This window comes from Mesorhizobium sp. C120A, assembly GCF_030323105.1.
Taxonomy (GTDB): domain Bacteria; phylum Pseudomonadota; class Alphaproteobacteria; order Rhizobiales; family Rhizobiaceae; genus Mesorhizobium.
The window spans coordinates 4,493,243-4,515,573 of record NZ_CP100476.1 but is presented as its reverse complement, the minus strand read 5'-3'; the positions used below and the strand labels follow the sequence as shown (position 1 = coordinate 4,515,573).

Below are 22,331 nucleotides of genomic sequence, written 5' to 3'. Positions count from 1 at the left end.
GAAAAGCCTCACCCCATCCGCCCACGCGCTTCCACCTTCAGCGTTTCCAGCACCTTGTCACCGTCGATCAGATGCACCTGGTCGAACAGGTTGGTCACGACGCAGCAATGATCAGGCACCACGCGCACGCGCTCGCCAATGCGAAGCTTCGCACCATTTCCAAGCGTGACCGTGCCATGTTCCTCGCTCAAGCTGGTGACGCGGGCGCCGGGCATGCCGAGCAGCTCGCCAAAATCGGCGAGCCCCAGCGTGTCGCTGGACAGCGCCTTGCTGCCGCTGTCCAGGATGGCGCGGGCCGGCGTCGGATGGCTGACCACGGTGGCGAGCACCGTCAGCGCACAATCGTCGAGCGTGCCGACGCCTTTGGCGACCTGGTAGCGGTCGAGGTAGATGTAGGTGCCGGGGCGGTATTCGGTCACCACGCTGTCCTCGCCCGAGCGCCACATGTCAGGCGTGCCGCCGCTGGAGATGCGTTCACAGGCGAGACCCGAGGCCGCGAGCGTTTGTTTGGCGCCGGCCAGCCACGATTCAGCCTCGGCGGCGCGGCCGGCCGCGGGGTAGGTCATCAGCCCGCCGAAGGTGAGCCCCTTGGCTTGGTCGATCAACTTCGCCAGTGCCAGCGCTTCGGCGGCGCTCTGCACGCCGCAACGGCCCATGCCGGTGTCGCATTCGACCAGAACGGGCAGGGGGTGCCCGGCATCGATGAAGGTGGCGGCGAGCCCTTGCAGCGTTTCGTGGCTGTCGGCCGTCACCGACAGCGTTACGCGGCCATGCAGCGCCTTGAGGCGCTCCAGCTTGGCGCGGCCCAGGATGTTATAGGGCAGAAAAATATCGGAGAGCCCGGCATCGGCCATCACCTCGGCTTCGCCGATCTTCTGGCAGGTGATGCCGACGGCACCCGCCGCCACCTGCTTCTTTGCCCAATAAGGCAGCTTGTGCGTCTTGATGTGCGGCCTGAGCTTCAGCCCGTGGCGGTCGGCATGCGCCTGCGCTCGTGCGATGTTGGCTTCGGCGCGGGCCGCATCGATCAGGATCGCCGGCGTATCGAGGTCGTCTATGCCTTGCATGAATGTCACCTTGGGAAATTTGGCTGGACTTATGGCCCCGATCGGCCCGGATGTCATGGGGCCAGCTTGCAGTTTGCGTCGACACCGCAACGCTGTTCGGCTATGCGCTTTAGGCAGGAACGCGACGCCAAGGGATCACGACCATGAAACGCTCCACCGTCAACGACATCATCCGCGATGCCGACGCCTTTATCCGCTCGTTCGGCTACATCATGCCGCCCTTCGCATACTGGTCGCCGGAAGAGATGAAGGCGCGCAAGGCTGACTCCGCCGCCATTTTCACCTCGCGGCTCGGCTGGGACATCACCGACTACGGCCAGGAGAAATTCGACGAACTCGGCCTGTTCTTGTTCACCGTGCGCAACGGCGTCTATGCCGACATGAAGAAGGGCATGGGCATGCTCTATGCCGAGAAGATCATGATCTCGCGCAAGGATCAGTTGTCACCCATGCATCGCCACAACATCAAGGCCGAGGACATCATCAACCGCGGCGGCGGCAAGCTGGTGCTCGAACTGTTCATGCACGACCGCGACGGTGGCATCGATCCGAAGGCCGAAGTCTCGGTGCCGGTTGATGGCACCATCCACAGGCTGCCGGCGGGCGGGCTGCTGAAGCTCGACCCGGGCCAGAGCGTCACGCTGATGCCCGGCGTCTGGCACGCCTTCTGGGCCGAGGGCAAGGATGTGCTGATCGGCGAGGTCTCGACCGTCAATGACGACCTCACCGACAACGTCTTCCGCGAGCCGATCGGCCGCTTCTCCAACATCGAAGAGGACGTTGCCCCGGTGCACCTTTTGGTGTCCGACTATGAGAAGTGGGTGGGGTAGGCGACGGTACGGTCACCGCCCCAGGTGCCAGATGGTCAGTCCCAGTTCAACTGCTGATGGAATGTCCAAATGCTAATCGTGCTGTCGTCCTTGTAGCTCGTACTGTGCAGGCAAAGAACGATATCGACGGTCGGTGGCGCTTCGATCCTCGCTGTGATCAGACGGGTCCCCTCAGGTGCGATGCCTACGCCTGAGCTCATTTTCCAATTCCCACCGACTTCCCGAAGCCGGTGGGAGGAGTCTGCGAATTGCTCCATCATCGATGCATCGTTAGAAAATGGTGCATCCGTGAGCTTGACGAATTCGTTCCAGGATCCCGAGATCGCGGCCTGAATGGCGCGTTCAATCCTGGCTTCTTCTGCTTCGCTGACGCGAACCGGCATCCCGGAACTCCGATCTAGCGCTGATATTTATCCGCCTTGCGTGTTCCCAGCAGAAGCTTGCGCTCGAGTTGAGCCCGCAGCTCGCCATAATAGGCGGTTAGGAAAGCCCTGGAATCGACCGGCTCGATCGTCATGCCGATCTTGCGCCCGATCGTCTCGGCCACGGCTTTCAGCGCGAAATAGTCGTCGCGGCGCAGCACTTCCTCCAGCTTGTGCAGTTCGGCGATGCCATAGGCATCGAGCTGCGCCTGGGTGAAGCGGAATGCGCGGGTGGTGGTGTCCTGGCGTTGCGACAGGTCTTCGACCAGCGCCAGTTTCGGCGCCTCGACAACCCACGTTCCGGCCAAAAGGTCGCCGATGCGCATGCGGTCGCGGTTGAACAGCGGGAAGAGCGCAAACAGCAGCGTCCACACCAGTCCGAAGATCGTCGTCAGCGTGTCGGCGAGCCCCATCTCGCTGCGGCCGAGGATGATCGACAGCGGCAGGAAGATCTCGATCTCGCGCATCAGGTTGCGGGCGATGACCTGATCGACCGAAAGGCCGGCGCCGCTGCGCGACGCCACCCGGATGCCGAGCATCCGTTTGCCGGGCGTGGCGGCGCGGCGGCCGGCTTCGAAGACGATGAAATAGGCGTTGCGCAGGAAGAAGATCAGGATGATCCAGACGATGAACAGCGGCTGCGCGCCTTCGCCTTTGAGGCCGGCCAGCCCGAACAGTGCAACGATCGAGATCACGATCGCCGTGACGATGATGATGACAAAGTCGAGCAGGAAGGCGGCGGCGCGGGTGCCGGCATCGGCGAGCTTGATCCGGAGATCGACCCCTTCCGGCGTGATCAGCGGCCGTATCGTCGAGACGGCAGCGCGCCTAGCGGTCGCCATGCCGCACCACCCTGAACACATAGAAATAGCAAAGCCACAGCGTCAGCATGACGCCGCCAATGGCATAGCGTGTCACGTCGCTGGTGATCACCTGCCTGCCGATGCCTTCGAGCAGGCCGGCAAACAAAAGCATGATCGTCACCCCGACCATGGTGGTTGCGGCCACGCGCCCGGCATCGGCAGCAGCCGTCATCCGCGTCAGTTCGCCGGGGAAGGCGATGCGCGTGCCGATGCGCATGCCGGCGGCGCCCGCCAAGGCGATCGCGAACATCTCGGTGGTGCCATGGATGGACAGCCATCCGCCCAGCTCCAGCCAAAGCCCCTTGGCGACGTAGATCTGGAACATCGCGCCAAGCAGGCAGCCATTCATCAGGATCAAGAGCACGCTCGGCACCGCGAAGGCAAAGCCCAGCGCGAAGGCCAGGATCGCCACCTGGACATTGTGCGTGAACAGATAGGCGGCGAAGCCCGACAGGAAATTGCTGTCGGCGCCGTCATAAAGCACCTGTCGCAGGACTTCGACTGAGGCGTCCGGGTTGCGCCCGCCGGCCAGGCTCGGCGGAATGATGGCGTCGAACCAGCCCTTGTCTTTGGCCACCAGCCAGTAGCCGGCGCCGGCGCCGACAAAGGTCAGGACGACCGACAGCAAGGTCTCGCGCCACAAATCCCGAATGGCATGCGGCCAGTCATGCAGGAAGAAGTCGCCTATGCGCTGCCGCAAGCCGCGACGTGCGCCATAGAGGTAGAAGTAGCCGCGCAGGCAAAGCGCTTCGAGATAGCTGACCAGCGCATTGTCGAGCGACGTCGCCCGCGCCACCGAAAGCGAGGACAGCGCCGAGCGGTAGAGCAGCGGCAGCGACAGCAGTTCGTCTTCCGATAGCGTGCGTGGCGCACGTTTCTCGACCCGGGCAAGCAGCGCCTCGAACGCCTTCCAGTCGGCCTCGCGCTCCGAACGGAAGCTCGCCAGCGACTGGCGCACCGCATCCTTGCCGACCAGCGCGTTCACAACAGATCCTCTCGCTTGAGCTCGAGATAGCGCTCGACCAGCGCCGGCCCGAGCCTCTGATGGTCGGCTTCGATGACATGCGCGCCGAGCAGCCTGAGCCTGCCGATGACGACCTGCCTTTCGCGCAGCAGCCCGCCGGCGACGACGGAGCGCGCCACATCCTCCGGTGCGTCCGGCGGCATGTCGGCCAGTGTCTCCAGTTCGACATCCCTCATCATCATGAACAGCACCAGATGCCGTTCGGTGAGCCGGCCGACGGTGCGCAGCATCACTTCGGCGCTGATCGGATCGACGAAGTCGGTGAAGATGATCACCAGCGAGCGCCGGTCGAGCCGCGCCGCCAGCGTCGTCAGCGCCAGGGTGAAATTGGTCTCTTCGGTGGAATAGTCGATCTCCGCCGCCCGCTTCTGGATCATGGCGAAGCTGGCGGAGCCGCGCACGGCGCCGCTGGAAACGCGCGGCCGCGCGTCGAAGCCGAACAGGGAGACCATGTCGCCGCCCTTCAGCGCAATGAACGCCGACAGCAAGGCTGCGGTGACGGCGCGGTCGACCTTCGGCACGCCGTCGACGGGCTCGCACATCAGCCGGCCGCTATCGATGGCCAGCACGATGTTGTTGTTCTCCTCGATACGGAATTCGCGCGCCAGAAGCCTGCCGTGGCGGGCGCTGCGCTTCCAGTCGATCATGCGCCGGCCCATGCCGGGCTGGTAGTCCTTGAGCGCCTCGAATTCGCGGCCTTGGCCGGCGCGGCGCTGCGCATGTCCGTCGGGCAGCGCCTGGCGCTGCAGAAGCGTGATCGCCTCGTCGCGGGCGCTGCTGACGTTGGGCAGCACCGCCACCTTGCCGTCCATCGGCAGCACCACCTGGTTCCAGACCAGCCCGAACGGCCCGCGCCAGCGCACCCACAGGCGATCGAACCTGGCAATGCCGCGCCGCAGCGCCTGAAATCTGAGATCGAGCGATGCGCTGCCGGCCTCGGCGGTCGATGCGCCGCCGGTGCCGCCCAGCGGTTGCAGCCGCTCGTCATGGCCAAGACGCGCCTGCACGGCGCGCGGCCGTCCGCCGAGCCTGGCGGTGACATTGACGGTGAGCTGGCCGCCGACGCTGACCTGCGGCGGGGCGTGGATGCTGGCGTTCAGAGAAGCCCGTCCGCGCCCGGCGGCCGCGTCCACGGCCAGGAAAGCAAGCAGCGCGCAGATCCACAACAGGCCGAGATACCACATCGACGGCAGCGCGAGCGCGATCAGGAAGGCCGGTATTGCACCGGCCGCACCTGCCCAGACTGCCCGGCCGCTCGGATAAATCAACGTGGCGCTTCCGTCTGGTCTACAAGGTCGGTCACGATCTGTTCGACCAGGCGGCCGTCGATCTGCGCCGCCGGCGACAGGATAACGCGATGGCGCAGCGCCGGCACGGCAAGCGCCTTGACGTCGTCGGGGATGACATAGGCACGCCCGTCGAGCGCTGCCCGAGCCCGTGCAGCTCTCGCCAACATGGCGCCCGCACGCGGGCTGGCACCGACTTCCAGATCGGGGCTGGCGCGCGTGGCCCGCACCAGCCTTGCGATATAGTCCACGACGTCGTCGACCAGCGTAACCTCGCCGACGGTCGCCAACGCCTTCTCCAGCGTCTTGCGGTCGGCCTGGGCCTTGATGCCGTACTGCTTGATGTCGTGCGAGGCGGTGCCGCCGCCATGGTGGATGATGATCGCCTTTTCCTCTTCCGGGCCGGGGTAGCTCACCCGGTGCTTGAACAGGAAACGGTCGAGCTGGGCTTCGGGCAGGGGATAGACGCCCTGGTGCTCGATTGGGTTCTGCGTCGCGACCACCATGAAGTTCGGGCCGAGCGCATGGGTGGTGCCGTCGAAGGTGACGGCATGCTCCTGCATCGCCTCCAGCAGGGCTGCCTGGGTCTTCGGCGGCGTTCGGTTGATTTCGTCGGCGAGCAGCAGATCGCAGAAGATCGGGCCGCGCGTCAGCGTGAACTGCCCGGTCTGGAAATTGTAGATGTTGGAACCGACGATATCGCCGGGCATCAGGTCGGGCGTGAACTGGATCCGGCCATAGGCGACGCCCAGCGCGTGGGCAAAGCAGCGCGCCGTCATCGTCTTGGCCGTGCCCGGCGGTCCTTCGAGCAATATATGCCCGCCGGCGAACAATGCCGTGAGCATCAGATCGACCGTATCGTGTTGCCCGGTGATGGCCTTGGCCACCTCTTCCCTGATCTGTGTCGCCAGGGCCTTCACATCATCGACGTTCACCGAGCCTCCTTGCCGTCCAGTCGTGCAGCTTTTCGGCTGCATCATGCATTTGTGTCAGGGTCTTTGCCGCGTTCGCAGCTTGCAGGCGGGTCGTGAACCCGCCGGCTTCGTCCTTATCGCGGGAATCGAGCCAGCGGTCGAGCGCTTCGCCCTGCAAACCGTGCGGCGCGCCGAGCAGCGCGCCGGCGCGCACCCGCGCCAGGGTTCCATAGCGGTCGCCCAGTTCCTCCAGCCGGCCGGCGCGGCGCAACAGCATCGCCGTGGTGTCGACCAGCGCGCGTTTGCCGAAGGCGATGGCGCGCTGATCGGCCCGTGGCGGCCCGAACCGGCCAAGGCCATGCAGGAAGGCAAGTGCCGCCGCCGCCAGGATGGTCAGCGTCAGCGCCAGGAAGGGCGGCTCGACCAGAAGCTTGGCGAGATCGTATTTTCGCCCGACGCCATGCAGCGTCAGGTCGAACATGACAGCACCCTCTTCGGGCTGCAGGAGCTCGATCAGCTTGAGCGCCGCCGCCGCCTTGTCGGGATCTTTCAAGCCGGCGTTATTGATGAGATCGGGGTCCGTCAGAATGTAGAACCGCTCGTCTTCGACCTCGGTCAGCACGGCCTTACCGTTGCCGGCGGCAATCAGCGGGTGTTCGTCGGCCACCCATTGCAGCTGGTCGGGAACGCTGACCATTTGCCCTGAGACGTCGAGTTGCTTGACCGTGGTCTCACCTTCGCCGAGCTTGGCCTTGGCGATCCGGGCGAGCCAGTCGTTGACCACGACGTCCGGCAGCCGCTGGATCTTCATCTCCCACCCCTCGTGCTCGAACAGCGGCAAGGTCGCCCATTTGGGCAGCACGAACAGCGTATCCAGGCCCTTGCGAAGCTTGACGATGTTGGCAAGCGCATCCGGGTCGCTGTCGGGCGAAATCGTGACGATCAGGAGGTTTGTGTCGATCTGGAGATCGCTGTCGGACCGCGCCATATCGGGCGCTTCGCCGGTCAGCTCCAGCCATTTCGCCAGGCCGGCATAGCCGATGCCGCTCTTCGACAGCGGCGTTGCGCCACCGACGCTCGGCTGGCGAAAATCGGGGGCATAGGTCGACAAAAGGAAGAAGCCCGCCGCCGCGAGCAGGCTGGCGAAAATGCCCCAGAACACCGTCCTGCGGCTGAACGGTTCCTGCTGGGCGATGTCGGCTGTCGTGTCACTCACATCCAGGCATCCCTGAAGACGAATCGCTCATAGGCGCTGCGCGCCTCCTGCCAGCCCTCGGGCCCGACCGGCCGGCGCGCGAACAGAGCGGCCTCGACGATGTGCGCGATCTGGGTAAAGGCGCCACGCGCCCGCGTTGGCAGCGACGCCGCTCCCGCGATATCGCGCGCGGTCAGCGACGGGCGCAGGAAGTCGGGCAGGCGGCCGGCAATGTCGGCAACGCTGCGGCGCAGCAGGAGATGCACCGCCTCGTCATACTCGCCCCGGGCGGCGAGCGCATCGGCTTCCGACAGCAGGACCTGCGCGGCGCCAACGTCGGGGTGCCATGTCGCTTCCGCCTCGGTCACGCTCTTTTTGCGCCACCAGGGCAGGCGCCAGGCGACGCCTTTCACCTCAAGGAAAATCAGCATGAGGATGATGGCGGCACCTGTGATCACCGCTCCCCAGAACAGGTAGATCATATAGGGGCCGAGCCACTTGAGGAACTCGCCCAGCGGCTTCAGCCACTCCGGCGTCTCCGGCGGCCTGAAGGCCGGCAGGTCGAACTGGATCGAATCGTCCGACAGCAACTGCTTGTGCAGTTTGGCCAGCCATTCGGCTTGCGCAGCGTCCGGCTGTGCAGCAGTCACCTTCTCGCCCCCCTGCAACCTGCGGTTCGCGAGCCGACACTGGCAATACGCCAAGGCAATTGCAAGCGGCGGCAACCGCAAGTATCAATATCGGTGATTTATACTTTCTGATTTCGGGTATCCATTAGTCGGGGGAATGTAACATGACGTCAATCGCGAGCGAGCGGCCGGAACGGTTCAGCGTCGGCAGGGCTTTCAGCAATACGTTTTCGGTAATCGGACGCAGCTTCGTCCCACTTGCCGCCATCGTCGGCCTTTTTTCGACGCTGCCTGCGCTGCTGTACAACATCTGGAGCTTTAGTCAGATTGCAAAGATAGCAGTACCTGGGGCGAGCTTCGAGCAATCGGCGATGGCGGGCTATGGTGCCGTTTCGATGATTGCCGGCCTGGTGCTCCTGATCTTGGCCTTTCTGGCGCAGGCGGCGCTGGTACGAGCGACAATCGAAGATTTGAACGGCAAGCGCCCGTCGATTGGCGATTGCATTCAGATAGCCCTGCGCAGCTTCCTCCCCACGCTCGGAATTGGTCTTGTGATCATCGTGGCAATGTTTCTGGTGGCGATGATATTAACGGTCATCACCATGGCCATCCCCATCGTCGGCGGTGTGATTGCACTTCTGTCGCTCATCCCCATAGCCATGTGGCTGATCAGCATATCGGTGGCTGTGCCCGTCGCAGTTCAGGAAAGGCCTGGCGTCTTCGCCTCGATTTCGCGAAGCAGGGCGCTGACGAAGGGAAGCCGCTGGCGGATATTCGCGCTGTTTCTGGTCCTCGGCATTGTTGCGATAGGGCTACAAGTGGTTTTCACCTTGCTGTTTCAGGCTGCTATTGCGAGCGGCGGGATCAGCACGACCGGACTCATTGCCGCCGCCATCGGAAGCAGCCTGCTGTCGACAATCGTTTCGGCGGTGATTTCGGTGGCGATTGCCGTCACCTATGTCGAGCTGCGCCAGGTCAAGGAAGGCACCAGCGTCGACGAACTGGCGCAGATATTCTCGTAACGAAGGTTTTGGCCCGAGAACAGCCAGTCATGTTGGCGCGATTGGCCGGGATCTAGCTCGGGCCGGAAGGGGTAATCGTGGCATCGACGGCGGCGGCGCGGCTTGAGAAGTTCCAGATCGGCAGGGTTTTCAACAACACCTTCGCCGTGATCGACCGCAATCCCGGTCTGATGATTGCTTTGGCGGCGCTTTTCCTGGTCCTCCCAGCAGTTGCGCTCAATCTGTCGAACCACTGGAATGGCGGCCCCAACGGCTACATCGCCACACCTCCACTCGGCGCGAAGTGGGTCATTATGAGCAGCTCGTTCTTATCGCTCGTTTTAAGCCTGATCTATTTCGTTTGCGCGCTGTTGTTCCAGTCCTCGCTGGTGCAAGCGACGATAGAGGACCTGAACGGCAAGCGCCCGGTGATCGCTACTGCATCCAGATAGCCTTGCGCAGCATATTGCCGACGCTGGGGGTGGGGCTGATTGTCTTTTTGGCCATGATCCTTGGCCTCATCGTGATGGGCATCGCCGGAATGTTGGTGCCGATCTTCGGAGCGATCATTGCCTTCGTGGTGTTGCTCGTTGCCGGCGTCAGGTGGCTGCTCGGCATATCGGTTTCCGTGCCGGTGCTGATGCAGGAGCGGCTTGGCGTGTTTGGCGCGATGTCGCGCAGCCGTGCTCTGACCAAGGGCAGCCGCTGGCCGATGTTCGGTGTCTTGCTGATCCTGTTTTTGGCGGCGCTTGCCTTCCAGATGATGTTTGCCCTGCTGATCGGCCTGATTTTCGCTTTCTTCAGCGGCCTCTCGACGGTCGCCCTGATTTTCGGCGCTTTCGGAAGCGTCCTTATCGTGACGGTCGTGTCCACGGTGGCATCGGTGGCCATTGCGGCCGCCTATGTTGAACTGCGCCAGGTTAGGGAAGGCACCAGCGTAGACGAACTGGCGGAGATTTTCTCTTAGAAGGCGAAGCCGACTCGGCTGGTCGGGCGGCGGGATTTCAGTGACAACAGCTTGGCCCGCCTCCGCGCTCGTCCGACACAGGCACGACGAGGTGATCGCCACATCGCGCGCGAGCTGGACATGGTCGAAGCAGCGTTTGGCCGCACGGTCTGCTCGTCCTTGCCGTGCTCGTTCCAGGTGAGGTTGTAAAAAGGCCCGGCGGCATAGGCGATGCCCCAATGCACGAAGGCGCAATCAGGATCTGTCGCCAGCGCCTTCTCGAAGCACTTTATGCCTTCCTCATGGTTGAAGCCGTAGCACCAGTTCAGCCCGATATCGAACCAGCGCTGCGTCTCGGCCGAGGCGGTGGAGATTGGACGGCGATAGGTGCCGAGGTCGAAGTGGTCCATGCGTTCTCGTGCAAAATATCGCGGCCAAAGTCTATCAGGCCTTGAACTCAATCTTGGGGTGCTGACCTAGGTAAAGTGCGAAGCAATCTGTTCGACAGGGTCCTTGTCTGGGCGCACCAAAAGCCAGAAGATCAGCCCTGTAGCGCCACCGAGTATCCCTATGAAGGAGCATGCATAGAGAACTCCGCCGATTCCCAATGGAGGACTCCACTTAATGAGGCCGAAGACAAACGCTGGAACAAAAACTGCCAGAAAGCCAACGACGACGTATACCCAAAAAAACTGCCAGCGCCGTCGGGTGAGGACATAGAAGGCCGGAATTCCTACCATCGCCTCCACAACATAGAAAACAAGGGTTACGAAGATGAAGCCCGACAATGGCCCCGTCTCAGGGTGGTTCGCATGCCAATTGTAGCCGGGCAGGATCGCCGGAATAATGGGTGCAAGAATGAAAGCCCAACGGGCGCGCATGTGTATTCTCCGGAATGACGCGAGCCCACAGCGGCGCCTCGTCGACACACCAGACCGATCCACGATCGCCGCGTCAAGACAGACACCGTCGTAAATGCTCGGAGTGCGCTGCAGGTATCTACCTGAGCGACATACCGCTCAGGTGCCAGCCGGTATGCGGCGTCCCCGAAGGATCACCCCTCCAGCCACACCTTTTCAAAATGCTGCTCGAGCGACTGGTGCTGTTCGCAGCCTTGCACGCCCTTGCGATAGGTGCGGTAGACCGACCGCCAGTAGGGCTGGATGATGATGCCGGCATCGCGCAGATTCTGCTCGATCCTGGCCATGATCTCCTTGCGCTGGGCGGCGTCCGGCGTTGCCAGCGCCTTGTCGAGAAGCGTGTCGAATTCCTTGTCGGCATAGGCGCTTTCGTTCCAGGCGGCGCCCGATTTGTAGGCGAGCGCCAACACCTGGACGCCGAGCGGGCGGCCCAGCCATTCGGTTGTGGAGAAGGGGTATTTGCTCCAGTCGTTCCAGAAGGTCGCGGCGGGCAGCACGGTTCGCTTGATCTTCAGGCCGGCCTCACGCATCTGCGCGGCGATCGCATCGCCGGTGCTCTTTTGCCATTCGACGTCGACCGAGATCAGCTCGAATTCGTGGTCCGTCTTGCCGGCCTCGGCGAGCAATTTCTTGGCCTGTTCCGTGTCGCGCTTGGCCGGGCCGATATCGGCAAATTCCGGGTGCATCGGGCCGACATGGTGATTGTCGGCAGGCTTCCCGCGGCCGCCGAGGCCGAGCGCCAGCACGGCCGAATTGTCGACCGCAAGCTGGGCGGCGCGGCGCACCTTGACGTCGTCATAAGGCGCGTTGCCGACATTGAAGCGGGCAACGATGGTCGAGCCGGTGGCGATCTCGGAATTCAACAAGCCCATCTGTTCGGTCTGCGACACGGCGTCGGACGCGGTCTCATGGTCGGTGTCGATCTCGCCGGATTCGAACGCCGACAGCATCGCGTTGGGGTCGGAGCCGTAATCGACCCATTTGATGCCGTCGAGGTAGAAGTCGCCCTTCCACCAGGGCTTGTCCTTGCGCTTCACCTCAGCACTGGTCTCGGCATTCCAGCTGACCAGTTCGCAAGGGCCGGTGGTGATTGCGAGCGCCTTCATCGGATCGTCGCCGCCCTCATAGGAGCGGTGCATGATCAGCGCGGGATAGTCGGCCATCCCTGCAATCAGCGAAATGTCGGGTTTCGGCAGATTGAGCTTTACGGTGAAATCGTCGACCTTCTCGATGCCGCCATCGACCGGCTTCTTGGTGTCGGCATTGACCAGCGCGCCCATGCGCGCGGCGACCGAATTGCCGGGGACGGAAGCGTCGCACCAGCGGTTGAGATTGTGGATGACGTCATCGGCGTTGAAGGCGTCGCCATTCGACCAGGCGATGCCCTTGCGCACATGCAGCGTCAGCGTCTTGGCGTCGTCGCTGGTTTCCCAGCTTTCGAGCAGCCACGGCTCGAAGGTGAAGTCGCGGTTCCAGCGCACCAGATATTCGTTGCAATGGCGCGCTACATTGGACATTTCGACGCCGTCGAAAGTACGTGGATCCTTGAAGCCCTTGACGTTCATGGCGACGCGCAAGGTGCCGCCGCGTTTCGGCTCTTCGGCCCGGGCAGGCGAAGGGGAAAGGCCGCCCAGCGCCAGCGCGCCGGCGGCACTGACGCCAAAGCCGGCCATGATGGCGAGATATTCGCGGCGGTTGACACCGCCCTTTGTGAAATCATCGGCAACGGGCTTCGCCTGCGGGTGCAAATTACGGTCGGTCAGCATGAATTTCATCGTCGTTCCCTCTTTTGTTGGGCGCCCCGACGGTCCGCCTCCGCTGGGGCGGATGCGATCATCGGGCGCCGTTGCCTGAGCAGGTGATGATAAAGCGGGCCGACCCCGGGAAATGTTCTCTTTTCCGCAATTCTTGTGCGCCACTCCGCAGTGGGAGTGCAGACAATCTCCCCCCTTGTTGTGGGGGAGATGTCCGGCAGGACAGAGGGGGGCGCTGTCCCGCCATCCCGTCTGCCGACTGGAGTATCATCGCAGATAATCGTTGCGTTGATTTAGAATATTGAAGGGCCGCGATCCTTCGCGCCCCCCTCTGGCCTGCCGGCCATCTCCCCCACCAGGGGGGAGATCAGCGCTTCGTCGTTCTTGCCGAGCACGGCGACGGCGGCGATGGCTGCAAGCGTGCACACGAACGCCTCGCCGGCGCGCGGAACATTTTTGCGGGCGCGCAGAAAACTGTGCACGAGGCGGGGCTCCTCATACCACCAGGCGCGGCCGCCTGCCGCAACGATGCGGTCGCGATAGGTCTCGCCGTCCGATGACAGCGGATCGCACTGGGCGGTGATGATGACAGTCGGCGGCAGGCCGGAGAAGTCATTGTCTTTCAGCGGAGAAAAAGTCGGGTCGTCGGGCGACTGTGCCGGGGCAGCGCGAATGGTGCGGTAGAACGCGATGTCGCGCAGCGTCAGCAGCGGCGCCTTGGCATGTTCGACATAGGAGCCGGCACTCTCGTCGCCGCCGAGGCCGGGATAGATCAGCACCTGGCCGGCCGCCCGGCGCAGGTGGCGGCGCGAGGCGTGCGCGACCGCGGCGGCAAGGTTGCCGCCGGCGCTTTCGCCGACAAGCACGATCGGCAGGTCCGTTGTCACCGCCGCCCATTCGAACACGGTCAGCGCGTCGTCGAAGGCGGCCGGGTGCGGATGCTCCGGCGCCAACCGGTAGTCGGCCGAGACAACGTCGAAACCGGTGCCGGCGCAGATCTCGGCGCAGATGTCGTCATGGCTGTCGAGCCCGCCAAGCACAAAGCCGCCGCCATGATAGTAGACGATGACGGCGCGCACGGGCTTGCCCGCCATCCGATAGTAGCGGATCGGGATGGCGTGCCCTGCATCTGCGGCGATGATGCCGCCGCTGGCCGAAACCCCTTTGGGATAACCCTGATGGAAGGCGCGGCACATCGCATCATAGACCGACCTTTGCTCGGCGATCGGAAGTTCGGCGATTTCTGGCGGGAACCAGTCATTGACCAGGTCGATATACTCCCACAGCGCCGGATCGAGCAGGGTGGCGTATTTCCCCCGCCTGGCGGTCTTGAGCTTGTGGACCGTGCCCATCTGTCAGAGCTCGCCGTAGAGCCGTTCGGCGTTTTCAAACGTGAAGCGCAGCGGTACCGAGCCTTCGACCTGCCATGCATCGATGGTGTCGCCCGCCATCAGCCGGCACGCGTCTATCGTGTTGGTGACGGCGCCGCCATAGAGCCGGTTGGCAAGGTTGAGGATGGCGGTCTGGTGCATGGCGGCACTGCCGCTACCGCAGGCATCCTTGACCAGAAGCACGCGAAAGCCGGATGCGACCGCGTCCTTCACGGTGGCGTCGATGCAGGCCTCGGTCCAGACGCCGGCGACGATCAGCCATTCGATGCCGCGCGCCTTGAGTTCGGTTGCGGCTGGCCCGGCGCCGAAGGCGCTGGCCTGCGTCTTGACCAGCATCGTCTCGCCGGCCGCGGCCGCCACTTCCGGGCAGATTTCCGTCAGCGGATCGCTCTTGTCGGAAAAAGCCGACTTGCCGTCGGCATCGAGCGGATGGAACGGCCGCGCCTTGGCGGTATCGACGATATAGGCCCAGTGATACAGCGGCACGAAGTTGCGCCGCGCCGCCGCCTGCAGGCGCTGGACGTTGGCAAGCACCTCGCCAAAACCTTCGACCAGATAGCGCTTGTCCTGCCGATGCTCTTCCTGGAGGTCGATGAACGCCGCGGCGACCGTGCCGCGTTTGATCGAGATGGGGCTTTTCATGCGGATAGGCCTTGGTTCGCGACCAACGCTATTCCGTTCAGCGAAGTGGCGCCAACAGTGGTGATTGGCCGGTGCCTCCCCACCTTCGTCATCCACGGGCGAAGCAGGAGCGAAGCTCCGTCGCGGAGACCCGAGGATCCATGCATGACGCTGGTCGGAGAGTGCGGCGGAGCAGAACTTGCACCGTTGCGGCGCGGATGAGTCCCGGCATGGATCCTAGAGTCTGCGCCGCGTCGCTGCGCTCCTTGCTTCGCCCTAGGATGACGAAGGCATAGCTGCCGCGACTATTCCCGAAGGTTTGCGATACCGCGCTGACGTTAGTGAGGGACGCTGCGATCAAACCTGCTTCTCCAGAAACTCATCCTCGTAGGGAAAGCGCGACAGAAGCTCGGTGCCGGTGTCGGTGATCAGGATCTCGTCCTCCAGCTTGACGCCCTCGCGGCCGCCTTTCTCGCCGATATAGCTTTCCACGCTCACCACCATGCCGGGCACGACAACACCGTCGCGGCCGTAGGTTTCATAGTCCATGGCGTGCGCTATGAACGGCGTCTCGCCATGCATGCCGACGCCGTGCATCACCGAGGTATAGCGCTGGTCGACGAAGCGGTCCGGGATTTTCCACGCCTTTTCGGCGATCTCGCGAAAAGCCATGCCCGGCCTGACGATCGAAATGTTGTGCTGAACCTGGTCGTGTGCCATGCGGTAAAGCGATTTCTGATAGCCGGTCGGCTTGCCCGGCCCGCAGCGGAAGGTGCGCGAAAAATCGGAATAATAGCCATAGCAGCCGATCGTGTCCGTATCGAGCGCCAGAAGCTCGCCCGGCCGGATCTTGCGGCCGCTGGCCTCGTTGAACCAGGGATTGGTGCGCTGTCCCGAGGTGAGCAGCCTCGTCTCGATGAACTCGCCGCCCTGGCGGATCACCTCGCCATACATGATGGCGAACAGATCGTTTTCGGAGACGCCGGGCTTGATCGCCTCGCGCACGGCGTAGACGGCGGCTTCCGCGCCGGCCATCGACACCTGCAGGCATTTGACTTCCTCGGGCGTCTTGACCGCCCGCACCCCCAGGATTTCGCCCTGGCAATCCCTGACGTCGCAGCCGCGCTTTTCCAGCGCCAGCGCCTGCAAATGGCTGCAGCGGTCGAGCCCGAGCTTCATCGAGCCGCCGCCGTGCTTCGTCAAAAGCTCGGCGATCTCGTCGGCGAAGGGACCAGCGGTTTCGTCGTCACGGCCCGACACCGAAGACCACACCAGCTTGGACGGCCGCGCCTCGTCGATCGTGTCGAGCACCATCGAGACATGGTAGCTCTGCGGGTACTCGAACAGCACGATCGGCCCGTCGGTCGGGATGAAGAAATACCGCGTCGAGTTGCGCAGGAAATAGCCGAACATGTTGCGCGAGCCGGTTGCGTAGCGCTGGTTGTAGGGGTCGAACAAAACGACGCCCCCATAGCCCGCCTCGCGCATCCAGCCGCGCAGTTTCGCCAGCCGCCCTTTGCGCAAGGCGTCGGCATCGATGAAGGACGGCTCGGTGTCCGACAGCCACATGCCGCCGGCGGAGTCAGCCGCGACCGGGTGGCGCATGCGGTCCTTGAAATCCACATCCTCGGTGCTGTCGGGGTCGAAAACGACGATGCTCATTGGGTGCGCCTCCTGAAGGGCTAGACCATAGCCATGCGCCGAAAAATGTCTGTGCGAGAATCCGCAGATGTCGTGCGAAATGCCGCAAGAAGGGCATGGATACAAAGGGCAATGCTGCGATCCTTCGCGCCCCCCTCTGTCCTGCCGGACATCTCCCCCACAAGGAGGGAGATTAGCAGCTTTCGCGTCCCGCTCGCCCTGCAACGTTGGTGATTGGCGAAAGCCGAGGCGACATCTGATCTCCCCCGTGTGGGGGAGATGTCCGGCAGGACAGAGGGGGGCGCTGTCCCGCCAGCATCTCACCGCGTTAGCGCGCAGCGCCCTCTAATGCCGCCGCATCGCCTTCGGCGCGTGCCCATGCTCCTCGCGAAACGCTCGGGCAAAACTTGACATGGACGCGAAGCCGCAGGCCAGCGCCACGTCTCGCACCATCAGCGTCGAATGGGCCAACAGGTCGGCGGCGCGCCGCAGCCGGAGCCGCCGGTAATATCCATTGGGCGAAATGCTGAGCTGGGCGCGGAAATTGCGCTCCAACTTGTCGGAGGAGACGCCGAGCCTTGCCGCCAATTCCGTCATGCCAAGCCGCTCCTCGACCGCATCCTCCATGATGGCGATGGCCGACAGCACCAGTTCGTTCTGGACGCCGGTGCGCAGCCTGAGCGGCATCAGCTTGCGGTCGACGCTCGAACGCAAGGGGCTGTGCACGAACCATTCGGCAACGCCCGCCGCGAGCTCGCCGCCATAATCGTTGGTGATGATCTCCAGCATCATGTCGAGGCTGCCGACGCCACCGGCCGAGGTGAAGCGCTTGCGGTCGATGACGTAGAGATCGCGCCGGAGCTCGATATCCGGGAAGGCCTCGGTGAATGCCGCCTGGCTGGTCCAGTGCAAGGTGCAGGCATGGCCGTCGAGCAGGCCGGCCCTGGCGAGGAAGAAGGCGGCGTCGGCCACCGCGCCTATGTGAGCGCCGGCGCGCAGGCTCTTGCGCATCCAGGCAACCGCATCGTCGGCGACAAGCAGGTCCGCATTGCCGCCCGAGCAGACGACGATGCGATCGACCTTCGGCGCGCCGAACGCTGAGAATCCCGGTTGTATGACAACCCCATTGGATGCCTCGACCGTGCCCTGGTCGGCGCCGACGATCACCCAGCGATAGCATTCGCGCTTGGCCAGCACGTTGGCGGCGCGCAATGGCTCGATCACCGAACTGAACGCCATCATCGGAAAGCCGGGAAAGACCAGAACGGCGAAGGTGAGGGGACCTTCGCTCGCTGCGGGTTGCGCCCGGTCGTGTGTTTGGCTGGCACGGTCGGTATTCACAATTGTGTATTTCCTGGGAGCGTCATTGGTGGCAGACAGGAAATGTAACGGGCTTTTTGGCCCGCCGGCAATGGAGACGACGCCATGTTTGCGGCCCAGACCATCGACAGCACCGACAAGCCGGCCTTCTACCGCGAACTGGCCACCCAGTTGAAGGCGCTGCTGGAAGGCGAGAGCGACTCCGTCGCTAACGCCGCCAACACATCGGCGCTGATCTTCCAGATGGTGCCCGATCTCAACTGGGCCGGCTTCTATTTCCTGGCGTCGGACGAGGAGCTGGTGCTTGGACCGTTCCAGGGCAAGCCGGCCTGCGTGCGCATCGCCGTCGGCAAGGGCGTGTGCGGCACCGCGATCGATCTCGAAATGTCGATGCTGGTCAAGGATGTGCACGAGTTTGCCGGCCACATCGCCTGCGACGCCGACTCGCGCTCGGAACTCGTCGTGCTGCTGAGGGACAGTGACGGCGTCTTCGGCCTGATCGACCTCGACAGCCCGACGCCCGGCCGCTTCGACAAGGACGACCAGGCCGGCATCGAGGCGCTTGCCGCGATCTATGTCGCGGCGAGTTCGTTCGAGGACTAAGCGAACTTCACCAGCATCAGGCTGAAGCCGCCGATGAACAGGAAGGCGCAGAAGGCGAGCGCCAGCGGGCGAAGGCCGCGCGAGCGCAGTTGCGAAATGTTGGCCTGCAGACCCATGGCGGCGAGCCCCATGGTCAGCATGATGGTGGTAGCGAACGCCATGGCCGACTTCACTTCGGCCGGCACGGCAACCAGGCTGTTCAGCGCCACGACGGCGATGAAAGCGGCGACGAACCACGGCATCGGCGGCCGCGCACCGGATTGGTCGCTTGGGCGATCGCCATTGCTCTTGCGGCGCGCCATCAGGCCGAGCGCGATGACCATCGGCGCCAGCAGGGCGACGCGGGTCAGCTTGGCGACGGTGGCGATCTCGCCGGACTGGGCGCCGTTCTGGAAGCCGGCGCCGATGACCTGTGCCACCTCGTGGATCGAGGCGCCGGCCCACAGGCCGAATGCGTGCTGGTCGAGGCCGAGCACCGGCGCCAGCAGCGGAAGGCCGAGCATGGCGACGGTGCCGAACAGCGTGATCGAGGCGACGGCATAAGTGACGTCCTCGTCGCGCGCATCGGTGACGATGTTGGTGGCAACGATCGCCGAAGCGCCGCAGATCGAGGTGCCGGCGGCAATCAGCTGCGCCAGCTTGGCGTCGACGCCGATCAGCCGGCCAAGCGTAATGGTGAAGACGAAGGTCGCTCCAAGGGTCAGCGCCACGATGCCGACGCCGCCGGCGCCGATGGAGACGACCTGGCCGAGCGTCAGCTGAAAGCCGAGCAGCACGATGGCAAAGCGCAGCAGGCGCTTCTGCGAGAATGCAATGCCGGCCTTGGCGTGGGCGGGCGTGCCGAGCACGTTGGAATAGATCATGCCGGCGACGACGGCGAGGATCATCGGGCTGAACAGCGCGAAGCCGGAGACATTATGGGCCGAGAAGGCCACCCCCGTAATCATCGCCACCAGCACGATCCCGGGGATGACGCCATTCCACACGGAATCGAGCCGCTTCCGGCCCACGGCCAGATCGGCGGAAATCATGCTGATCGGAATATCGTTCGCTAGCTGGGCGGCGGAAGACAATGCAATTCTCCAGGCAAGTACCTCAGGAGAATGTCATTCCAGAATCGATCTTTCCAACGAATTGTTCTTATTGGAATGATCGATCTTTGCGAACGGTCGGCAATGCCTTCAATCTTGCCTGTGCCATGCAAACATAATGACTGGCTCGGTTATGCAGCTTGACGCTCTGCGTCTTGCACTCCAGCGTGGCGTCATGTCCATTTTCTCGCTCGCCATCGCCCAGCGACGTCGCCTCTGCACAGTGCGGAGCGGCAAGGCGCGACGACAAAGACCGGCACACTAAATCGGTTCGTTCGTTCCAGCCCCGCCCGCGATGTCTGCCGGCGGGGTTTTCATGTCTGGAGCCTTTGCCATGTCCAATTCTTCCATCCTGTTTCGGCCGGCCCAACCGGCGGACGCTGCCGCCATCAGGGACATTGTGCGTGCCGCCTATGCCAAATGGGTGCCTCTGATCGGCCGCGAGCCGCTGCCGATGCGCGCCGACTATGACAAGGCGGTCGCCGAACATCCGTTCGATCTCGCCATCGAAAATGGCCGCATCGTCGGCATGATCGAGACCATCCTGGCCGACGATCATCTCTGGATCGAGAATGTCTGCGTCGCGCCACAGGCGCAGGGCAGGGGCATCGGCCGGCTGTTGCTGGAACGGGCGGAGCAGAAGGCGCTGGAGGCCAGCTGCTTCGAGCTGCGCCTGCTGACCAACGGCGCCTTCATGGCCAATGTGTTGTTGTACAAACGGCATGGCTATACGATCGACCGGGAGGAGCCGTTCATGAACGGCATGACGGTCTATATGAGCAAGAAACTGGGTGATGGCCGATAACAGGGAGGATCGGATGGCAGTCAGGGTCCGGTTGAAGCCGCTCACGGGGCGGTATGCGGTTTCGCGCCTCGAAGCAAAAGACAGCATTCCCGGCTGGGCGGACGGGCCGGGCTTCGTCAGCATCACCAGGACAGAGGACGAGCTTTCGGTCGTCTGCCTGCAGGATCGGGTGCCGGACGGGGTGAAGCATGACAGGGACTGGGTCGCCCTGAAACTCCAAGGTCCCTTTGCCTTCGACGAAACCGGCATCGTCCTGTCGGTGATAAAGCCATTGTCGGAAAGCGAACTCGGCATTTTTCTGGTATCCACCTTCGATGGTGACCATCTGCTCGTCAAAGCCAAGGATGAAGCCGCGGCAAGGGGGCTTCTGGTCGCGGCGGGGCACACGCTTCTGTAGCCGTAGGCTCAATCGCCCGCCCTTGCGTTTGACATCGCTCTTGCCCCATCGTTATCCCCGATACGACGATCTGGCGATCGCCCCCATCAATTCAGAAATCCCCCGAGGAGAAGCCCGTGTCACACAATCTGCAGTTCTATATCGACGGCGTGTGGGTCGATCCTGTCGTGCCCAGCACACTCGACGTCATCGACCCGTCAAACGAAGATGCTTTCGCGCAGATTTCGCTCGGCTCAAAGGCCGATGTCGACAAGGCGGTTGCGGCCGCCAAGCGCGCCTTCGAGACATTCGGCTTCACTTCGGTCGAGGAGCGCCTCGATATCCTCAACCGCATAATCGAGGTCTACAAGAAGCGCAGCGCCGATCTGGCGCTGGCCGTATCGCGCGAGATGGGCGCGCCGCGCCAGATGGCACTAGACAGCCAGGTCGGCATTGGCCTGGCACATCTGCGGAAGATGGCCGAGGTGCTGAAGTCGTTCGAATTCCGCCACGTCAAGGGCTCGTCGCTGATCGTCAAGGAGCCGATCGGGGTCGTCGGCCTGATCACGCCGTGGAACTGGCCGCTGAACCAGATCACCTGCAAGGTCGGCCCCGCCCTTGCCGCCGGCTGCACCATGGTTCTGAAGCCCTCGGAAATCGCCCCGCTCGACGCCATCATCTTTGCCGAAATCATCGACGAGGCAGGCGTTCCCAAGGGCGTCTTCAACCTCGTCAACGGCGACGGCCCGGGCGTCGGCCAGGCGCTGTCCAGCCATCCCGATGTCGACATGATGTCGTTCACCGGGTCGACCCGCGCCGGCATCCTGGTCGCCAAGGCGGCCGCCGACACGGTCAAGCGCGTGCATCAGGAACTCGGCGGCAAGTCGGCCAACATCCTGTTTCCCGATGTCGATCTCGAAAAGGCCGTCAGCAAGGGCGTCGCCGGCTGCTTCAGCAACTCGGGCCAGTCCTGCAACGCGCCGACCCGCATGTTCGTGCCGCGCGACCGCCATGACGAGGCGACCGGCTACGCCAAGACGGCGGCCGAAAAATTGACCGTCGGCCCGGCCGATGCGGCCGGCACCAAGCTCGGCCCGGTGGTCAGCCAGATCCAGTTCGACAAGATCCAGGACCTGATCCAGGCCGGCATAGATGAAGGCGCCACGCTGGTCGCGGGTGGACCGGGGCGTCCGGCCGAGCTCAACCGCGGCTACTATGTCCGCCCCACCGTGTTCGCCGACGTCACATCAGACATGCGCATCGCGCGCGAGGAAATCTTCGGGCCGGTGCTGGCGATCATGCCTTACGACACAGTGGAAGAGGCGATCGGCACCGCCAACGACACTGTCTATGGGCTGGCGTCCTACATCCAGGCCAAGGATATCGAGAAGGCCCGCGAAGTCGCCGCCCGCATGCGCACCGGCACTGTCTACATCAACTATCCGCAATGGGACGCCGGCCTGCCATTCGGCGGCTACAAGCAATCCGGCAACGGCCGCGAATACGCCGAATACGGGCTGGAGGATTTCCTCGAGATCAAGGGCATCGCGGGGTATAAGGCAGCGGAGTAGGGGCTACCCCTTGGGGACCGGCAACCAGCCGGTCCCGAGGCTTCAGCTCTCAAAGGTGCGG

24 protein-coding genes are annotated in these 22,331 nt (G+C 63.6%); 8 read left to right on the top strand and 16 right to left on the bottom strand.

Annotated features, from left to right (window positions below; translation table 11 throughout):
• Positions 1-8: 8 nt before the first annotated feature.
• Complete coding sequence (locus NL532_RS21995; protein ID WP_023829523.1) at positions 9-1,067, bottom strand: D-TA family PLP-dependent enzyme; 1,059 nt, start codon at positions 1,065-1,067, stop codon at positions 9-11.
• Between the two features lie 143 nt (positions 1,068-1,210).
• On the opposite strand from NL532_RS21995, the gene NL532_RS21990 reads away from it, so the two are divergent.
• Complete coding sequence (locus tag NL532_RS21990) at positions 1,211-1,897, top strand: D-lyxose/D-mannose family sugar isomerase (protein ID WP_023829524.1); 687 nt, start codon at positions 1,211-1,213, stop codon at positions 1,895-1,897.
• 35 nt (positions 1,898-1,932) lie between these two features.
• Here NL532_RS21990 and NL532_RS21985 read toward each other — a convergent pair whose 3' ends face one another.
• The 7 genes from NL532_RS21985 to NL532_RS21955 are packed head-to-tail and all read right to left on the bottom strand — an operon-like array spanning position 1,933 to position 8,251.
• The gene (locus tag NL532_RS21985; protein ID WP_023829525.1) at positions 1,933-2,280 is read right to left on the bottom strand and encodes a hypothetical protein; all 348 of its coding nucleotides are present in this window, start codon (positions 2,278-2,280) and stop codon (positions 1,933-1,935) included.
• Positions 2,281-2,294: 14 nt separating this feature from the next.
• The gene (locus NL532_RS21980) at positions 2,295-3,161 is read right to left on the bottom strand and encodes an RDD family protein (RefSeq protein WP_023742734.1); all 867 of its coding nucleotides are present in this window, start codon (positions 3,159-3,161) and stop codon (positions 2,295-2,297) included.
• Positions 3,148-4,167 carry a stage II sporulation protein M gene (locus NL532_RS21975; RefSeq protein WP_023829526.1) on the bottom strand — a complete coding sequence of 340 codons (1,020 nt, stop codon included), beginning with the start codon at positions 4,165-4,167 and terminating at the stop codon, positions 3,148-3,150. Before NL532_RS21975 ends, NL532_RS21980 begins: the two co-directional genes overlap by 14 nt.
• Positions 4,164-5,474: a DUF58 domain-containing protein gene (locus NL532_RS21970; RefSeq protein WP_023829527.1), complete on the bottom strand. Its 1,311-nt coding sequence runs from the start codon at positions 5,472-5,474 to the stop codon at positions 4,164-4,166. Before NL532_RS21970 ends, NL532_RS21975 begins: the two co-directional genes overlap by 4 nt.
• Positions 5,471-6,427: an AAA family ATPase gene (locus tag NL532_RS21965; RefSeq protein WP_023747705.1), complete on the bottom strand. Its 957-nt coding sequence runs from the start codon at positions 6,425-6,427 to the stop codon at positions 5,471-5,473. Before NL532_RS21965 ends, NL532_RS21970 begins: the two co-directional genes overlap by 4 nt.
• A complete protein-coding gene (locus NL532_RS21960; RefSeq protein WP_023829528.1) occupies positions 6,414-7,622 on the bottom strand; it encodes a hypothetical protein in 1,209 nt (402 codons plus the stop codon). The genes NL532_RS21965 and NL532_RS21960 overlap by 14 nt, the downstream gene beginning before the upstream one ends.
• Entirely contained in the window at positions 7,619-8,251 is a 633-nt protein-coding gene (locus NL532_RS21955) for a DUF4129 domain-containing protein (RefSeq protein WP_023829529.1), read from the bottom strand. Before NL532_RS21955 ends, NL532_RS21960 begins: the two co-directional genes overlap by 4 nt.
• Positions 8,252-8,394: 143 nt before the next feature.
• Between NL532_RS21955 and NL532_RS21950 the strand changes: the two genes are divergently transcribed.
• From NL532_RS21950 to NL532_RS21940, 3 genes are all read left to right on the top strand, one after another.
• Complete coding sequence (locus NL532_RS21950) at positions 8,395-9,252, top strand: hypothetical protein (RefSeq protein WP_023694390.1); 858 nt, start codon at positions 8,395-8,397, stop codon at positions 9,250-9,252.
• A gap of 77 nt (positions 9,253-9,329) precedes the next feature.
• The gene (locus NL532_RS21945; RefSeq protein ID WP_023694389.1) at positions 9,330-9,683 is read left to right on the top strand and encodes a hypothetical protein; all 354 of its coding nucleotides are present in this window, start codon (positions 9,330-9,332) and stop codon (positions 9,681-9,683) included.
• Positions 9,684-9,685: 2 nt separating this feature from the next.
• Positions 9,686-10,198, top strand: a complete 513-nt coding sequence (locus NL532_RS21940; RefSeq protein WP_050587714.1) for a hypothetical protein — start codon at positions 9,686-9,688, stop codon at positions 10,196-10,198.
• Here NL532_RS21940 and NL532_RS21935 read toward each other — a convergent pair.
• The 7 genes from NL532_RS21935 to NL532_RS21905 all read right to left on the bottom strand — a co-directional run bounded on the left by NL532_RS21935 (position 10,195) and on the right by NL532_RS21905 (position 17,746).
• Positions 10,195-10,587, bottom strand: a complete 393-nt coding sequence (locus tag NL532_RS21935) for a tetratricopeptide repeat protein (protein ID WP_023694387.1) — start codon at positions 10,585-10,587, stop codon at positions 10,195-10,197. The two genes, NL532_RS21940 and NL532_RS21935, sit on opposite strands and share 4 nt — an antisense overlap.
• Before the next feature lie 66 nt (positions 10,588-10,653).
• Positions 10,654-11,058, bottom strand: coding sequence for a hypothetical protein (locus NL532_RS21930; protein WP_023705790.1), 405 nt, complete (start codon positions 11,056-11,058; stop codon positions 10,654-10,656).
• Between the two features lie 173 nt (positions 11,059-11,231).
• Entirely contained in the window at positions 11,232-12,872 is a 1,641-nt protein-coding gene (locus tag NL532_RS21925) for an ABC transporter substrate-binding protein (RefSeq protein WP_023829530.1), read from the bottom strand.
• A 272-nt stretch (positions 12,873-13,144) separates the two neighbouring features.
• Positions 13,145-14,203, bottom strand: a complete 1,059-nt coding sequence (locus NL532_RS21920; protein WP_286487459.1) for an alpha/beta hydrolase — start codon at positions 14,201-14,203, stop codon at positions 13,145-13,147.
• Positions 14,204-14,206: 3 nt separating this feature from the next.
• Positions 14,207-14,884 carry an isochorismatase family protein gene (locus tag NL532_RS21915; protein ID WP_023829532.1) on the bottom strand — a complete coding sequence of 226 codons (678 nt, stop codon included), beginning with the start codon at positions 14,882-14,884 and terminating at the stop codon, positions 14,207-14,209.
• A gap of 336 nt (positions 14,885-15,220) precedes the next feature.
• Positions 15,221-16,525: a M24 family metallopeptidase gene (locus NL532_RS21910; RefSeq protein WP_023672543.1), complete on the bottom strand. Its 1,305-nt coding sequence runs from the start codon at positions 16,523-16,525 to the stop codon at positions 15,221-15,223.
• A gap of 324 nt (positions 16,526-16,849) precedes the next feature.
• Positions 16,850-17,746: a GlxA family transcriptional regulator gene (locus NL532_RS21905; protein ID WP_245270335.1), complete on the bottom strand. Its 897-nt coding sequence runs from the start codon at positions 17,744-17,746 to the stop codon at positions 16,850-16,852.
• Positions 17,747-17,929: 183 nt separating this feature from the next.
• Between NL532_RS21905 and msrC the strand changes: the two genes are divergently transcribed.
• A complete protein-coding gene (gene msrC, locus NL532_RS21900) occupies positions 17,930-18,427 on the top strand; it encodes a free L-methionine (R)-S-oxide reductase MsrC (protein ID WP_023730524.1) in 498 nt (165 codons plus the stop codon).
• On the opposite strand, the gene NL532_RS21895 is transcribed toward msrC, so the two are convergent.
• On the bottom strand, positions 18,424-19,458 hold the full coding sequence (locus NL532_RS21895; protein WP_502882009.1) for a YeiH family protein: 1,035 nt from the start codon (positions 19,456-19,458) through the stop codon (positions 18,424-18,426). The genes msrC and NL532_RS21895 overlap by 4 nt on opposite strands.
• Before the next feature lie 394 nt (positions 19,459-19,852).
• On the opposite strand from NL532_RS21895, the gene NL532_RS21890 reads away from it, so the two are divergent.
• The 3 genes from NL532_RS21890 (at position 19,853) to NL532_RS21880 (ending at position 22,270) form a co-directional block, all read left to right on the top strand.
• Positions 19,853-20,323, top strand: a complete 471-nt coding sequence (locus NL532_RS21890; protein ID WP_023705797.1) for a GNAT family N-acetyltransferase — start codon at positions 19,853-19,855, stop codon at positions 20,321-20,323.
• Positions 20,324-20,336: 13 nt separating this feature from the next.
• Positions 20,337-20,720, top strand: a complete 384-nt coding sequence (locus NL532_RS21885; protein WP_023705798.1) for an ACT domain-containing protein — start codon at positions 20,337-20,339, stop codon at positions 20,718-20,720.
• A 116-nt stretch (positions 20,721-20,836) separates the two neighbouring features.
• Positions 20,837-22,270 carry an aldehyde dehydrogenase family protein gene (locus NL532_RS21880; RefSeq protein ID WP_023705799.1) on the top strand — a complete coding sequence of 478 codons (1,434 nt, stop codon included), beginning with the start codon at positions 20,837-20,839 and terminating at the stop codon, positions 22,268-22,270.
• Positions 22,271-22,331 lie beyond the last annotated feature (61 nt).

Bases quoted from the DNA above. Each gene is read 5' to 3' on its own strand.
- NL532_RS21995 (WP_023829523.1), bottom strand. From the start codon at position 1,067: ATGCAAGGCATAGACGACCTCGATACGCCGGCGATCCTGATCGATGCG.
- NL532_RS21990 (WP_023829524.1), top strand. From the start codon at position 1,211: ATGAAACGCTCCACCGTCAACGACATCATCCGCGATGCCGACGCCTTT.
- NL532_RS21985 (WP_023829525.1), bottom strand. From the start codon at position 2,280: ATGCCGGTTCGCGTCAGCGAAGCAGAAGAAGCCAGGATTGAACGCGCC.
- NL532_RS21980 (WP_023742734.1), bottom strand. From the start codon at position 3,161: ATGGCGACCGCTAGGCGCGCTGCCGTCTCGACGATACGGCCGCTGATC.
- NL532_RS21950 (WP_023694390.1), top strand. From the start codon at position 8,395: ATGACGTCAATCGCGAGCGAGCGGCCGGAACGGTTCAGCGTCGGCAGG.
- NL532_RS21935 (WP_023694387.1), bottom strand. From the start codon at position 10,587: ATGGACCACTTCGACCTCGGCACCTATCGCCGTCCAATCTCCACCGCC.
- NL532_RS21930 (WP_023705790.1), bottom strand. From the start codon at position 11,058: ATGCGCGCCCGTTGGGCTTTCATTCTTGCACCCATTATTCCGGCGATC.
- NL532_RS21925 (WP_023829530.1), bottom strand. From the start codon at position 12,872: ATGAAATTCATGCTGACCGACCGTAATTTGCACCCGCAGGCGAAGCCC.
- NL532_RS21920 (WP_286487459.1), bottom strand. From the start codon at position 14,203: ATGGGCACGGTCCACAAGCTCAAGACCGCCAGGCGGGGGAAATACGCC.
- NL532_RS21915 (WP_023829532.1), bottom strand. From the start codon at position 14,884: ATGAAAAGCCCCATCTCGATCAAACGCGGCACGGTCGCCGCGGCGTTC.
- NL532_RS21910 (WP_023672543.1), bottom strand. From the start codon at position 16,525: ATGAGCATCGTCGTTTTCGACCCCGACAGCACCGAGGATGTGGATTTC.
- NL532_RS21905 (WP_245270335.1), bottom strand. From the start codon at position 17,746: ATGATGGCGTTCAGTTCGGTGATCGAGCCATTGCGCGCCGCCAACGTG.
- msrC (WP_023730524.1), top strand. From the start codon at position 17,930: ATGTTTGCGGCCCAGACCATCGACAGCACCGACAAGCCGGCCTTCTAC.
- NL532_RS21895 (WP_502882009.1), bottom strand. From the start codon at position 19,458: ATGATTTCCGCCGATCTGGCCGTGGGCCGGAAGCGGCTCGATTCCGTG.
- NL532_RS21890 (WP_023705797.1), top strand. From the start codon at position 19,853: ATGTCCAATTCTTCCATCCTGTTTCGGCCGGCCCAACCGGCGGACGCT.
- NL532_RS21885 (WP_023705798.1), top strand. From the start codon at position 20,337: ATGGCAGTCAGGGTCCGGTTGAAGCCGCTCACGGGGCGGTATGCGGTT.